The sequence below is a fragment of the Micromonospora sp. NPDC023737 genome (assembly GCF_040639715.1).
GTDB lineage: Bacteria > Actinomycetota > Actinomycetes > Mycobacteriales > Micromonosporaceae > Micromonospora.
In genome coordinates this window covers 49,916-63,309 of the sequence record NZ_JBFAAL010000020.1, presented here as the reverse complement: position 1 = coordinate 63,309, position 13,394 = coordinate 49,916, and the positions used below count along the sequence as shown (strand labels likewise).

At 72.4% G+C, this 13,394-nt stretch carries 15 protein-coding genes; 4 read left to right on the top strand and 11 right to left on the bottom strand.

Annotation, left to right across the window (positions count from 1 at the left end; genetic code table 11):
* The first annotated feature begins 15 nt into the window (after positions 1-15).
* The gene (locus AB0F98_RS28430) at positions 16-879 is read left to right on the top strand and encodes an oxygenase MpaB family protein (RefSeq protein WP_357741475.1); all 864 of its coding nucleotides are present in this window, start codon (positions 16-18) and stop codon (positions 877-879) included.
* Between the two features lie 55 nt (positions 880-934).
* Here AB0F98_RS28430 and AB0F98_RS28425 read toward each other — a convergent pair whose 3' ends face one another.
* The 11 genes from AB0F98_RS28425 to AB0F98_RS28375 all read right to left on the bottom strand — a co-directional run bounded on the left by AB0F98_RS28425 (position 935) and on the right by AB0F98_RS28375 (position 9,755).
* Positions 935-1,873: a PD-(D/E)XK nuclease family protein gene (locus AB0F98_RS28425; protein ID WP_357741472.1), complete on the bottom strand. Its 939-nt coding sequence runs from the start codon at positions 1,871-1,873 to the stop codon at positions 935-937.
* A gap of 43 nt (positions 1,874-1,916) precedes the next feature.
* Entirely contained in the window at positions 1,917-2,531 is a 615-nt protein-coding gene (locus tag AB0F98_RS28420) for a MarC family protein (protein WP_357741469.1), read from the bottom strand.
* 40 nt (positions 2,532-2,571) lie between these two features.
* Positions 2,572-3,450, bottom strand: a complete 879-nt coding sequence (locus AB0F98_RS28415; protein ID WP_357741466.1) for a PHP domain-containing protein — start codon at positions 3,448-3,450, stop codon at positions 2,572-2,574.
* A gap of 73 nt (positions 3,451-3,523) precedes the next feature.
* Positions 3,524-4,777 carry a hypothetical protein gene (locus tag AB0F98_RS28410; protein WP_357741463.1) on the bottom strand — a complete coding sequence of 418 codons (1,254 nt, stop codon included), beginning with the start codon at positions 4,775-4,777 and terminating at the stop codon, positions 3,524-3,526.
* A 50-nt stretch (positions 4,778-4,827) separates the two neighbouring features.
* Positions 4,828-5,661, bottom strand: coding sequence for a SigE family RNA polymerase sigma factor (locus AB0F98_RS28405; RefSeq protein ID WP_357741460.1), 834 nt, complete (start codon positions 5,659-5,661; stop codon positions 4,828-4,830).
* 102 nt (positions 5,662-5,763) lie between these two features.
* On the bottom strand, positions 5,764-6,639 hold the full coding sequence (locus AB0F98_RS28400; protein WP_076470617.1) for a PH domain-containing protein: 876 nt from the start codon (positions 6,637-6,639) through the stop codon (positions 5,764-5,766).
* 6 nt (positions 6,640-6,645) lie between these two features.
* Positions 6,646-6,804: a hypothetical protein gene (locus AB0F98_RS28395; protein ID WP_007455302.1), complete on the bottom strand. Its 159-nt coding sequence runs from the start codon at positions 6,802-6,804 to the stop codon at positions 6,646-6,648.
* A gap of 117 nt (positions 6,805-6,921) precedes the next feature.
* Positions 6,922-7,608 (bottom strand): DUF6758 family protein, encoded by a 687-nt coding sequence (locus tag AB0F98_RS28390; RefSeq protein ID WP_357741456.1) that lies wholly within the window; start codon positions 7,606-7,608, stop codon positions 6,922-6,924.
* 200 nt (positions 7,609-7,808) lie between these two features.
* A complete protein-coding gene (locus AB0F98_RS28385; RefSeq protein ID WP_357741453.1) occupies positions 7,809-8,432 on the bottom strand; it encodes an RNA methyltransferase in 624 nt (207 codons plus the stop codon).
* 53 nt (positions 8,433-8,485) lie between these two features.
* Positions 8,486-8,995 carry a hypothetical protein gene (locus tag AB0F98_RS28380; RefSeq protein ID WP_357741450.1) on the bottom strand — a complete coding sequence of 170 codons (510 nt, stop codon included), beginning with the start codon at positions 8,993-8,995 and terminating at the stop codon, positions 8,486-8,488.
* 244 nt (positions 8,996-9,239) lie between these two features.
* The gene (locus AB0F98_RS28375) at positions 9,240-9,755 is read right to left on the bottom strand and encodes a MaoC family dehydratase (RefSeq protein ID WP_357741447.1); all 516 of its coding nucleotides are present in this window, start codon (positions 9,753-9,755) and stop codon (positions 9,240-9,242) included.
* A 550-nt stretch (positions 9,756-10,305) separates the two neighbouring features.
* On the opposite strand from AB0F98_RS28375, the gene trxA reads away from it, so the two are divergent.
* The 3 genes from trxA (at position 10,306) to AB0F98_RS28360 (ending at position 12,385) form a co-directional block, all read left to right on the top strand.
* A complete protein-coding gene (gene trxA, locus AB0F98_RS28370) occupies positions 10,306-10,668 on the top strand; it encodes a thioredoxin (protein WP_355146899.1) in 363 nt (120 codons plus the stop codon).
* Between the two features lie 185 nt (positions 10,669-10,853).
* Positions 10,854-11,294: a hypothetical protein gene (locus tag AB0F98_RS28365; protein ID WP_357741443.1), complete on the top strand. Its 441-nt coding sequence runs from the start codon at positions 10,854-10,856 to the stop codon at positions 11,292-11,294.
* The gene (locus tag AB0F98_RS28360; protein ID WP_357741440.1) at positions 11,291-12,385 is read left to right on the top strand and encodes an HTTM domain-containing protein; all 1,095 of its coding nucleotides are present in this window, start codon (positions 11,291-11,293) and stop codon (positions 12,383-12,385) included. The genes AB0F98_RS28365 and AB0F98_RS28360 overlap by 4 nt, the downstream gene beginning before the upstream one ends.
* Positions 12,386-13,394 lie beyond the last annotated feature (1,009 nt).

The following is a 13,394-nucleotide window of genomic DNA, read 5'->3' as shown; positions in this document are numbered from 1 at the left end:
TGGCACGCTTGGTCGGTGGACTCCGACGACCTCGGCCTGTTCGGTCCCGGATCGGTCACCTGGAAGGTGCACGCGGAGCCGGTCCTGATCGTCGCCGGTCTCCGCTCGCTCTATCTCCAGGCGCTGCACCCGAGGGCGATGGCCGGAGTGGCGCAGAACAGCGACTACCGCACCGACGCGTGGGGGCGCCTGGTGCGCACCGCCACCTATGTCGCGACCACCGTGTACGGCACGACGGCTGAGGCCGAGGCGGCGGGCCGCCGGCTTCGCCGGCTGCACGAGCGGTTGCACGCCATCGACCCGATCACCGGCGAGCGCTTCCGGATCGACGAGCCGGACCTGTTGCGGTGGGTGCACGTGGCCGAGGTGGAGTCGTTCGTCGACACCGCGCGTCGGGCCGGGGTGCCGCTGACATCCGCCGAGGTCGACGGCTACTACACCGAGCAGCGCCGGGCGGCCGCGCTGGTCGGTTTGGATCCGGCCGCCGTCCCCGGCACCGCCGAGGAGGTCGCCGACTACTACCGTGCGGTCCGGCCGGAGCTTCGGATGACCAGGGAGGCCGCCGAGACCGCCCTCTTCCTCACCGCCCCGCCGGTGCCGTGGAAGCTGAGCCTGCCGATCCGGCTGGGGCTGACCCTCGGACCGCCGAGGTGGGCGTACCTCGGCGTCGCCGGCACCGCCCTCGCCCTGCTGCCCGCCTGGGCCCGCCGGATGTACGGCGGTCTGGGGCTGCCCACCACCGCCCTGTCCGCGGACGCGACTGTCCGGGGGCTCCGCCTCGCGCTCGCCGCGCTGCCGCAACGCTGGCGGGAGAGCCCGCTGCAACAGGCGGCCAGGGAACGGGCAGCCCGCTCGGTCGGCGCGTCACCGACGCCCTGACCGGTCACCCGCCCGAAGGAATCGAACTGCAAGCGGAACGGTCACCGCCCCCGCGTCACTCCTGTGCGGGGGCGCCCTCGGCCGGGCGCTCGACCGCCGCCCAGGGGTCCTTGCCCGGCGTCTGGCTGCCGACCGGGCAGTTGCGCCGGTAGTCGCACCAACCGCATCGGGGGCTCGGGTCCGTGGGGAAGGCTTCGTCCGGGTCCGCGCCGCCGGCGACCGCCTTCTCGGCGGCCATGATGTCGCGGGCGGTCTCTTCCGCCCGGCTCAGCTGCCGAGCCAGCGACTCGACGGTGTGCTCGTGCCCGGCGACCGTGCCGGTCGGCAGGTGGTGCAGCTCGACCCGGCGACACGGCCGGCGGAACGTCCGCTCGGCCGCGTACGCGTAGAGCGCCAACGCCTGCGAGCCCCGGGCGTCGTCGGCGTCGAGCCCGGTGCGGCCGGTCTTGTAGTCGACGATGACCAGCTCGGGGCCGTCGGGGCCCGGGCGGGAGTCGATCCGGTCGGCCCGTCCGTTGAAGGCCAGCACCGCCGTCTTGACTGCCACCACCCGCTCGACGCCGAGCGGATCGACATCCGGCTCCAGCGTCTCGACGTACGCCTCCAGCCAGCTCAGCGCGCGCTGGTAGGCCGCCCGCTCCTGCTCCTCGTCGCGGTAGCCCTCGCGCACCCAGGTGCCGCGCAACAGCCCGGCCAGCGCCTCCGGACGGCGCCGCTCAGGTGTCAGCGCGTACCAGTTGCGCAGGGCGGTGTGCACGCTCGCGCCGAGGGAGTTGTGCGCCCACGGAGGCCCCTTCGGCGGGGCGGGACGGTCGACGTAGGCGTAGCGGTAGCGGCGGGGGCAGTCGGCGTAGGCGCCCAGTTTGCTCGGTGTGCAGACGAAGAGCCGCTCGGGCATTCCCTCGAACCCGAGTTGCTCAGCCTGCTCTGCTCGGGGGCGGGGCGCGCGGCCACCGGTGGAGGACGGTCGGCCTGCTGAAGAGGGTCGTCGCACACCCGAGATCCTGCCATCGGCGTACGACAGCGCGGCGGCCCGCTCAGACCGTTTGCGCGAAGTGCCGCACGAACGCGGCGACCGCGTCGGCGATGAGCTGCACCGCGATGGCGGCCAGCAGCAGGCCCGCGATCCGGGTGAGCACCTCGATCCCGCCGGGCCGGAGGATCTTGACGATCCCGCCGGAGAAGCGCAGGACGATCCAGACGGCGATCATCACGGAGAGGATGCCCGCCGCGATTGCCGTGTAGTCGGCCAGGCCCTCCGCCTGCTGGACGAAGAGCATGGTCGCCACGATCGCTCCGGGGCCGGCGAGCAGCGGCGTACCGAGTGGCACCAGGGCGATGTTCGAGGTGGACTGACCGCTCGGCTCGTCGCCCTTGCCCGTCAGCAGCTCCAGCGCGACCAGCACCAGCAACAGCCCCCCGGCCGCCTGGAGCGCCGGCAGGTCGACGTGCAGGTAGTCGAGGAGCGTCTGTCCGGCCACGGCGAAGACCACGATCACACCGAGCGCCAACGCGACCGCCTGCCAGGCCGCCCGGTTCCGGTCCCGCGCCGGAAGCGGACCGGTCAGCGCGACGAAGATCGGCATCATGCCCGGTGGGTCGGTGATCACCAGCAAGGTCACGAAGACCTCACCGAGAAGCTTCAGATCCACCTGATCAAGGTAGCCGCGCTGCTGCGGGCCGAAACGCGGATCAGCCGGAAGCGACCCCGGTCACTCCGCCGGCCTCGGCGACGAGCCGCTCGTACGCGTCGGGGGCGGTGGTGAACGCCCCGAGCCGGACCGTCTTGTGCGTGCCGTGGAAGTCGGAAGAGCCGGTGACCAGCAGCCCGAGTTCGGCGGCGAGGGCGCGGACGTGCGCCCGTTCCTCCGGTGAGTGGTCCTCGTGGTCGACCTCCAACCCGGCGAGGCCGGCGGCGGCCAGCTGGGCGATCAGTTCATCCGGCACCACCCGGCCCCGGCGGCTGGCGCGCGGGTGGGCGAAGACCGGGACACCGCCGGCCGCCCGGACCAGCCGGACGGCGTGGAAGACTTCGATGTCCTCCTTGGGCAGCCGGTAGCGCTCGCCCAGCCAGTCCGGCCCGAACGCCTCACTGGTGGTGCCCACCAGGCCGGCCCGGATCAGGGCCTGGGCGATGTGCGGCCGGCCGACGGTGCCGCCGGCCGCGGCGGTCAGGATCTCCGCCCAGTCGACGTCGATCCCGTCGGCCCGCAACAGGTCCACGATCCGCTCGCCGCGTGCCTCCCGCGCGGCGCGTACCCGGGCCAGCTCGGCGACCAACTCCGGATGATCCGGATCGAAGAGGTACGCGAGCAGGTGCAGCGGCACCGGTGGGTCCGCGCCGAACCAACGGCAGGAGAGTTCGGCGCCGCGTACCAGACTCAGCCCGGCCGGCAACGCGGCCAGCGCCGGTGCCCAGCCGGCAGTGGTGTCGTGGTCGGTGATGGCCACCACGTCGAGTCCGGCGTCGGCGGCGGCCCGTACCAGCTCGGCGGGGCTCAGCGTGCCGTCGCTGGCCGTCGAGTGGGCGTGCAGGTCGATCCGGCGGGCCGGACCGCTGTCGGAGATCATCGCCCGACGCTACCGTCCCACCCGGCCGGCAGGACCGCCGCCGAGGCTCCGCGCAGACACCGGCACGGGCGCCTCACGTACCTCCGACGGAGCCGGTCACCACCACCGGACGGTTCGAGGCATCCGCTCCCGGCACCGCAGCGGGAACACCTGCCGACCCGGCCTGTACCCGCTCCGCCGTGAGCCGCACCAACCTGCCCGAGTCGTCGATGTAGGCGGCCTCGTCGACCCGGTTCCAGGCCACCGCGCCGGTCAACGGCGGCCCGGCGGGCAGGGCCGTCAGGGGCTCGTCCGACCCGGACGGATGGGCGACGCCCAGCTGGGTCAGGTCGACCAGCAGCGCACTGGTCTTCCCGCCGGCCTGCCCGTTCACCAGCAGCCACCGTCCGTCCGGGGAGACGGCGCCGAGCCCGTCCCGGCTGAACGTCGGGGCGCAGGCCGTCTGGAGCGGGGCCAGCGATCGGGACGGGTCGAGCACCGCCAGGCAGGGACGGCCGGAGACCTTGTCGAGGACCTGACCGACGAGCCGGCCGTCGGGCAGGGCGCCGTAGACGTTGAGCGTGCTCCGGTCGGATCCGGTCTGGAGCGGTGCCGTGGCCGGGCTCCAGAGCACGTGCCCGGGGTGGGCGAGGTCGAGCCGCACCAGGACGGAGTCCCCGACGAAACCCACAGGTGCGGCGCTGGCGGGCGCGGGTGTGCGTACCGGCGCGATGAGCTCGCTACGGACCAGGCCGGCGGTCACGATCTCGCCGCCGTCCCGCCAGGCGACCTGCCGGCCGTCCGGAGCAATGGTGATCGCTTCCGCGCCGTCCAGCAGCACCCTCGGCGTGCCGTCACGGGAGATGGCCCAGAGTTTCCGACCGGCCGGGGCGGGGGAACCGATCACCAGCCATCCGGCGTTCTCCGGCAGCCACTGGGCCCGCTCCGCCGGGCCGACTCCGGCGAGCGCCAGCCGCTCGCCGCCGGCGCTGAGGATCGCGCCACCGACGAGCACGTCGGCCCCCGCGTCAGGGTCGGCCGATGACCCGTCGACGATCCCGGCGTCCGAGGGCAGTGGCTCGGGCCGGGCCTGGTTGGACGGATCACCGAGCACGACCGTGGGGGGCTGGGCCGGTCGACGGGTCGCATCGCCGAGCTGAACGACCCCGGCGCTGACCACCACGGTCGCCAGGGCGGCCAGGGCCAGCCCGGTCATCGTCCGCTTCCGCTGCGTCCGCCGGGCACGGCGGATCGCCGCCCCGGCCGGGTCCGCCGCGAGCGGCCGGGGTGCGGCGACCTGCTGGGCGAGGCTCTCCCGGACCGCCCGCTCCAGCTCGTCCTGCGTCACACGGAATGGACGCGTCGGGGGGTCGCTCCGGTTGTCACGGACGACCGGGTTCACCCCTGCTCCCCCGCGACGGCCGGCGCCGGAACGCCGGAGAGAAGGGCCACGACGGGTTCCGAGTTCGCGTCGTCGCGTCGCGTGGGGCGTTGCCGCTGCTTGCCGACCGGCTGGTCGCCGGCCTCGGACGGGATCGCGATCCCTGCTGGCGCCGGAGTCGCGGCGACGCTCGCCGACGGGGCTCCGACGGCCGCGGTGCCGGCGGACGCCTCCACCGGGCCGGCCGCGGTCACGACCGGCCCCGACTGCTCAGGCCGGGTCCGCGTGGGCCCCGACCGGGGCACGCGGCCTGACCGGACGGGTTCGGCGGCCTGCTCCGGCGGCAGTTCCAGCGCGGCCTCGGCACCCATCCGTTGACGCAGCGTGGCCAGGGCGCGCGAGGTCTGGCTCTTGACCGTTCCCGTCGATATGCCGAGCAGGGCGGCGGTCTGCGCCTCGGACATGTCCTCGTAGAACCGCAGCACCAGGACCGCCCGCTGCCGGGTGGGCAGGGCACGCAGGTGCCGCCAGAGCAGGTCCCGGTCCAGCTGTCGCTCGATCTCGTCGGCGCCGGCCCGCTCCGGGAGCACGTCGGTGGGGCGCTCACCGTGCCAGCGCCGCCGCCACCAACTGGTCGACGTGTTGACCAGGACGCGCCGGGCGTACGGCTCGACCGCCTCGATCCCGCCGAGCCGCCGCCACGCGAGGTAGGTCTTCGTCAGCGCGGTCTGGAGCAGATCCTCGGCGGTGGCCCAGTCACCGGCGAGCAGGTAGGCGGTGCGCAGCAGAGCGGCGGAGCGAGCCGCGACGAATTCGCGGAACTCCTCCTCCGACTGATCCCTGCCGGCCACTGAACACCTCCTGAGAGCCCGAACCAACCAGGCTGCCACGGGCGGTAGGCCCGGGTCGAGATCCGCAGGTGTGCAGTTCATCCCACCGTTCGGGGGAGTCCGTCAGGCGCCGTCGTCGGCCTTGGCCTCGTCCGCCTCCTTGCCCAGCCGGGCCTCGACCGCCTGCGGCTCGTACATCTCTTCGACCACACGTAGGTAGAGCTCGTTGGGGTTGGGCAGATTCTTGATCTCCCGGAGCGCCTGTTCCTGGCCGGCGGACTCCAGCACGAAGGTGCCGTAGTTGAGCGCGCGGCCGGTCGGGGTCTGCTCGTACTTCATGTCGGTGACCCGTACCAGCGGCATCATGGCGACCCGCCGGGTGATGATCCCGTTGACCACCATCACGCGCTTGTTCGTGAGGATGAAACGGTCATACCACCAGTCGGCGACCCGCCAGGCCACCCAGCCCATGACGGCGAACCAGAGCAGCACCGCGACGGTGGTGAGCGCGCCGACGTTCTGCCCGGCGAGGAAGCCGGAGAGGTAGCCGAGCACAAACGTGGCCGCGATGCCGACGAGGATCGGCGTGGCGAGGTGGATCCAGTGCCGCTTCCACTCGCCCCGGTAACGCTCGGTCGGGAAGAGGTAACGGGCGACCAGCGAGCTGGGCTCGTCCTCCAGCGGCAGCACCCGGCGGGGGGTGTTGCCGGCTGCGTCGGCGCGCAGCCCGGCCAGCTCGTCCTCCGAGATCGGCGGAGGTTGGTAGCCACCCTCCGGATCACGGATCCAGGCCCGGCCGGACCGGCCTTCACCCGCGTAGCCGGGACCGTCGCCGTAGCCGGCGTCGTCGGAGAACGATGGACCATCCGAGAGACCGGCGCCGGAGCCGTAGCCGGGACCCTCTTCCGGAGGGACCCGGGGGATGGGTTCCGTGTCGCGTTCCCGGCGCTCCCGATCGGGATCGTCGGGGTCGAAGGGCGGACCGGGGGGGCTACCCATCGGCGATCAGGCCACCAGGCTGGTGAAGAAGTCGCCGAATCCCTGGGCGATGTCCATGATCCCGCCGCCGAGCGACTTGAACACGTCCGCCGCGGAGTTCGGCCGGTAGGCGACAAAGAAGATCAAGAATGCGATACCGGCCCAGGTGAGGACCTTCTTGACCATGGCGGGCCATCCTCTCGCGCGGCGCCGGGTCCCATTACCGCAGCGGCACCCAGAGTATCAGTGCGGTGTCGTACAGTGAATATCTGCGTCCGTTCTCCGTCATTCCGGGTCGGGTTGTCAAGCCTTCCCGTGCAGATATGGAGATGGTGCGCCGTACACGAGCTCGGGGGGAGTCCACTCAGTCAGGTCGTGCAGCACGACATCCTCCGCGAGCAGGTGCCCCGCGCTCGCCGGCCAGGCTATCGCATGGAGCCACAATCCCCGAGCCTCGCCGGCGTACGCGCTTCGATCCGCCGGCGAGTTCACCAGCCACAGTGGAGTCGGGTGCCCGGCCACCTTGATCCGAGCCTGACCGATGTGTCCCGGGTGCCCGGGCCCGGGTTCGCTGAGCGCCACCGCCAGTTGCGGGCCCGGATCCGGTCCGACCATGGCGGCGAAGCGGTTGCCCAGCCCCACCCCCGGCTCCTCGGCGATGAAGAGCAGGTCGGCCGGGCCACCGCCGAGCGGGGCCGGTCCCGCGCAGGCCACCGCCGTGGCCCGCACGCCGGTCCGGTCGTCTCCCGCGTACGCGACGCCGGTCATCGTCCAGCCGGCCGGCAGCGGCCACGGGCACCACAGCGGCGTGGCCGACTCCCGAGGCGGATCGACGTCGGCGACGATCCGCTCCACCACGCTGGCGACGATCTCGGCTCCAATGTGCTCGGGCACGTGCAGCGGCGACACCGGCCCGCAACTCGCGCACCGCGATTCGGAGTGCATGAGGTCGGGTGGCCGGACAGGCCCACCGCAACGTGGACAACTCACCGCGACGCTCACCTTCCCACCGTCACCCCGCGCGGCGGAGCCGTCAAGCCGAGCGGCCGGATCCGTCCCATCGCGACAAGGATCCCCGCGACACGCCGAGTCTTGTCATCCGTCCGTGGGCGTGGCGGATGGTCGGCGGACGCGTCGGTCCGGTCGCCCTCGCCGTGGCCCAGACGACAACCCCGTACCCGTCGGGCGGGTCAGTCCGGGGGCGGTCCGGCGTGCGTCCGGATCCAGGCGTGCATGGCGATGCCGCTCGCGACCCCGGCGTTGATCGATCGGGTCGAGCCGTACTGCGCGATCGAGAAGACCTGCGTGCAGGCGACGCGCGCCGGCTCGGAGAGACCGGGCCCCTCCTGACCGAAGAGGAGCACGCAGCGCCGCGGCAGCGTGGCCGTCTCCAGCGGACGGGAGCCGGGCAGGTTGTCGATGCCGACGACCGCCAGTTGCAGCCCGGCCGCCCAGGCCACGAACTCCTCGATCGTCTCGTGGTGCCGGACGTGCTGGTAGCGGTCGGTGACCATCGCGCCGCGCCGGTTCCACCTCCGGCGTCCCACGATGTGCACCTCGGCGGCGAGGAACGCGTTGGCGTTGCGTACCACCGTGCCGATGTTGAAGTCGTGCTGCCAGTTCTCGATCGCCACATGGAAGTCGTGCCGGCGCTCGTCCAGGTCCGCCACGATCGCCTCTCGGCGCCAGTAGCGGTAGCGGTCGACGACGTTGCGCCGGTCCCCCGAGGCGAGCAGCTCCGGGTCGTACCGCGGGTCCTCCGGCGGGTCACCCGTCCAGGGGCCCACACCGACGTCGAGCTGGTCACCGGTCACGATCACCAGAGGGTACGGCGATGCCGCGCCCCCACCCGGACGGGGTGGGGGATTCAGCGCAGGCCCAGCGCGTCGCCGAGGCGGTCCAGGAGGCGCCGGTCGGCCGGCGACTCGCCGACCGGCTGCACCCGGCCGGGTGGAAGCGCCCGGCAGACCCGGGCCGCCACCGACTGCACCCACTGCCGGTACGCGGCCGAGTCGGCGGGATCGGCCCGCCGGTCGAGCACTCGCACCGCCGCCCGGCACGCGGCGAGCAGATCGACCAGGTCGGTGCTTCCGTTGCCGGGCACGGGTTGACCGTCGGGCCGGGCGTAGATCGTGGTGACCACCGCACGGACGAGGTCGCTGTCGAAGGATCGTCCGGCCGTCAGCGCCTCCAGGCCGGCGAGCGCTTCGGTCACGCCGCGGCGCGGCCGGCCGGGACCGCCCGCGGCGGCGGCCGCGAGGACCCGGCCGGGCAGGCTGGTGAGCAGATCCCACTCGGCGGCGGAGTAGACGGCGGTGGTCAGCGGTGCGGCGCGGCGCCCGGCGGAGGGCGACCCTCCGCCGAGGGAGTGGCTCATGCCGCCGCTCCGCTTCGCTCCGCGGCGCCATGAGGCACCGACGCGCTGAGCCTGACGGTTCGCTCGCTGCGCTCGCTCATCGCGGGACCTCCGGCGTCAGCATATGCCCCGGATCGCGAAAAGGGCCCCTTCCTCACCGGAACACGAGGAAGGGGCCGAAGCTCCGGACCGCGCTCCGCGCCGGGCCGCCTGTGCGGTCCCCCGCGAGGTCAGGACGCGAGCGGGCCGGCGCTGTTCGGTCGGGTCAGCGCGGCTCGGGGAAACTCGGTCGCTCCGGGTCCACACCCTCGGGCACATCGCGGAGGGCGTACTCCCGCTTGGGGACCATCACGCGGCGGCGGAACACGCAGACCAGCGTCCCGTCCTGCTTGTAGCCGCGCGTCTCGACCGAGACCACGCCCCGGTCGGGCTTCGAGGCCGACTCGCGCTTGTCGAGCACGGTGGTCTCGCCGTAGACGGTGTCGCCGTGGAAGGTCGGTGCCACGTGTCGGAGCGACTCGACCTCCAGGTTGGCGATCGCCTTGCCGCTGACGTCGGGGACTGACATGCCCAGCAGCAGCGAGTAGATGTAGTTGCCGACCACGACGTTGCGCTCGAACTGGGTCGCCGACTCCGCGTAGTGGGCGTCCAGGTGGAGCGGGTGGTGGTTCATGGTGAGCAGGCAGAACAGATGGTCGTCGTACTCGGTCACGGTCTTGCCGGGCCAGTGCCGGTAGACCGCGCCGACCTCGAACTCCTCGTAGTAACGGCCGAACTGCATCCTGGTCCCCTTCGACGGGCGGCGATGGAGTTCGGCACAGCATGCCTTATCGATCGCTAAGGTGCTGCTCGAGGCGAGGGCCAGGCGGAAATGTCACACGGGCCACATCCGAGGGGAGACGCAATGAACGGCGGGGCCCTCCCCGGCACCCGCCGCCCACGCTCTGATGCGGAAGATTCTGCCGTACGCCCGTCCGGTTGCAACAGAGAGCCAGATCACATTTACCTTTTTGTAACAACACTCTCCGTGTTTACCCACCCTCTCCGCAGCGATCTCTATGCATGAAATAGCTCCTTGTCAAGCCCCGACTTACCGATTCGTACCGGTCAATCGTGCCGACGTGTTCGGAAGCGCTCCCATCACGCTTCGTCACGCAAATGCATGTCGCAGTTGCGTTCCGCAGGACGGACACTGACAGACGGAGGTCGATAACCTGCCGTACGGGGACGCACCCGGCCGTGCGCCGTTTCGGCGGCCGTGAAGCGGGAATGCGATGCGGTCAACCCTGGTTCTACGGATCGTACGGATAGCGCGCTGATCGGAGACTTCAATGGCAACCGTCGAGCTGACCACGGCGAACTTTGACGAGATGACCGGCAAGGACGGCATCGTCCTCGTCGACTTCTGGGCCGACTGGTGTGGCCCGTGCAAGCGGTTCGCCCCCGTCTACGAGCGCTCCTCGGAGAAGCACCAGAACATCGTCTTCGGCAAGGTCGACACCGAGGCGCAGCAGGAGCTGGGCGCCAAGTTCGACATCCGGTCCATCCCGACCATCATGGCGATCCGGGACGGTGTGATCGTCTTCGCGCAGCCGGGCGCCCTGCCCGAGTCCGCGCTGGAGAACCTGATCGAGCAGGTCGAGGCGCTCGACATGGACGACGTCCGGCGGCAGCTGGCCGAGCACAAGCACTGAGCCACCGAAGATCACGGTCGACGGCCGGGCCCCTCAGCTGGGGGCCCGGCCGTCTTCTGTCTGCGTACCGGCCGCAACCGCCGGAGCACCGGCCGCCGGGTGACGACGATCGGCGTACCGGTCGAGGGACCTCGACCGTGGGAGGGACCCGTATCGACCGTTCCTTCCCGTAGGGTCACGATCCGATGGAGACCTTGACCCACCGGGGACGGGCGGCCCGGGTCGGTGCGACGGTGCTCGGCCTGGCCGTCCTGCTGGCCGGCACGCTCTGGGGCACCGACGACCACTTCCCGTTCGGCCCCTTCCGGATGTACGCGACGTCCAACCCGCCGAACGCGCCCGCCCCGGACACCCGGGTCGAGGGGGTCGACCGCACCGGCGCGGTGGTGGGTCTCGGCGAGGATGCGACCGGGATCCGCCGAGCCGAGATCGAGGGCCAGCAGAGCCGGTACGTCGCCGACCCGGCACGGCTCGCCGAGGTCGCCGACGCGTACGCGGAACGGCACCCGGAGGCGCCCGCGCTGGTCGAGGTCCGCATCGTGATCCGCTGGATCGGCATCCAGGACGGCCGCCCGACCGGCCGGTACACCGACGAGACGGTGGTCAGCTGGCAGGTGCCCGCATGATCCGCTGGTTGACCGAGCCGGTGCCGCGTGGCCGGGTGGCCGCCTTCCGCACCCTGATCTACCTGTTCGTCGCCGCCGACCTGGTGTTCTTCACGCCGTGGGTGCGTACCCGGGTCAATGTGCCCGGCGATCTCTACCAGCCGCTGCTGGTCGGTCGGATGGCGCACCTGCCGACACCCACCCCGGCGCTGGTCGCGGTGATCTTCTGGACCCTGCTCGGGCTGGCGCTGCTCGCGGCGAGCGGACGCGCACCCCGGCTGCTCGGCTGGTCGGTCTTCGCGCTCTACCTCGAGTGGATGATCATCGCGATGAGCTACGGCAAGGTCGACCACGACCGGTTCGGCCTGCTCATCGCGCTCGCCGTGCTTCCCAGCGTCGGGCGGGCGCGGCACGGTGACCCCACCCGGTGCGAGGCGGCCGGCTGGGCGTTGCGGGTCACCCAGATCGCCGTCGTCTGCACGTACTTCCTCGCGGCCTGGGCGAAGCTGCGGTTCGGCGGTCTGGACTGGCTGACCGGCTCGGTCCTGGCCCGGGCGATCATCAGGCGCGGTACGGACCTGGCGGACCTGATCGCTCAGGTGCCGTACCTGCTGATCATCGCCCAGTTCGGCATCATCGCCTTCGAGCTGGCCAGCCCGCTTGTCTTCCTGGTGCCGGCCCGCTGGCGGCTCTGGACGGTCGGCTTCTTCTACTCGTTCCACGTGGTCACCTTCGCGACCATCACCATCTCGTTCGCGCCGCACCTGGCCGCGATGGCCAGTTTCCTGCCGCTGGAGCGGGTCCGCCCGATCCACTGGCTGCGCCGGCTCCGGCGCCGCGGCTCACCGCCCGCCCTCGGCGAGCTCGGCGAGCATCCCCTCGCAGCTGCGGACGACGACCTGCGCCCCGCGCCGCTGGGCCAGCCGGAGCAGGGGGTCCTCGGCACGGTCCCGCCAGCGCCACTGAGCCTCGGCGGCGGCCTCCCAGAGCCGCCGCACGCCCGCGTCGTGCTCGACGCCGAGCCGGGCGGCAAGGCCGACCCCGTCACCGCCGACCAGCCGCCGCGCCTCCGCGGCGACCTCGGCGTCGAACCCGAGCCGGGTGTCGCGTAGCGCGGCGAGCAGGCGCAGCTCCCGGAACTCGTGGGCGCCGGCCAGGATCTGCTCCACGTTGGCGAGCAGCTCGGCGGTGCCCCGCCCGGGCTCGGCCCGCAGCAGCGCCTCGACGGCGGCCAGCGCCGAGCGGGACTTGAGCGTGTCCCGGCGGTCGACGAAGAACCGGTTGACCGACTCGCGCAGCTCCGCGAGGCCGCTGCGGCGGATCAGTTCGCCGGAGAGCGCCGCCCGGCTGTCGCAGCCGGTCCGCACCAGGGTGGTGGCGAGCCGCACCCCGAACAGGCCGAGCCGGTCCAGCAGTCCCGCTCGCACCTCGGCGTCCAACGGCACCGGCAGCTCGCTGCGGAGGAAGCGGTCGGCGGAGAGCAGGTACCCCTCGAGTTGTGGCCTCGGCACCGTGGCCAGCTGGGCCAGCGCCGCGAAATCGGACTCGCTGAGCACCCGGCCGGCCAGGCCGATCAGTCCGCTGCACGCCACCACGGTGACGCTGAGCGCGTTCACCCGCGGATCGCGCTGCTGGCGTCGGGCGAGCTGGCGGGCGGTGAGCAGTGCGTCGATCTTGCCGCCCCCGGTCTCGTCGGACCGGGCGAGCACCATGATCGTGTTGATCGGGGCGGCCTGCCCGACCGCGCTGTCCCGGCCGGACTCCAGCACCCGCAGGTCGGTGCCCCGGCCGTCCCGGGTCAGGTAGAGCACCGCGTCCGCGTCCCGCAGCACGCGGTCCATCACCGGCGACCGCCCGTGCTCCGCGGGGCCGGTGATCGCGGGCGTGTCGAGGAGAGTCACCTGCCGCAGCGCACGGGTCGGCCAGCGCACCACGATGTCGCGCAACTCGCCGGCCCGCCAGCCGACGAGATCCACCCGCATCCCGGTCGCCGACTTCACCATCGCCAGCTCCTGCGGCGGGTGGTTGGCCGAGTACGCGGTCGCCCGTGGCTGCGGACCGTCCTCGTACCAGGTGAAGACGCCACTGCCGTCGGCCCCGACCACCGGCGCGACCTCCTCG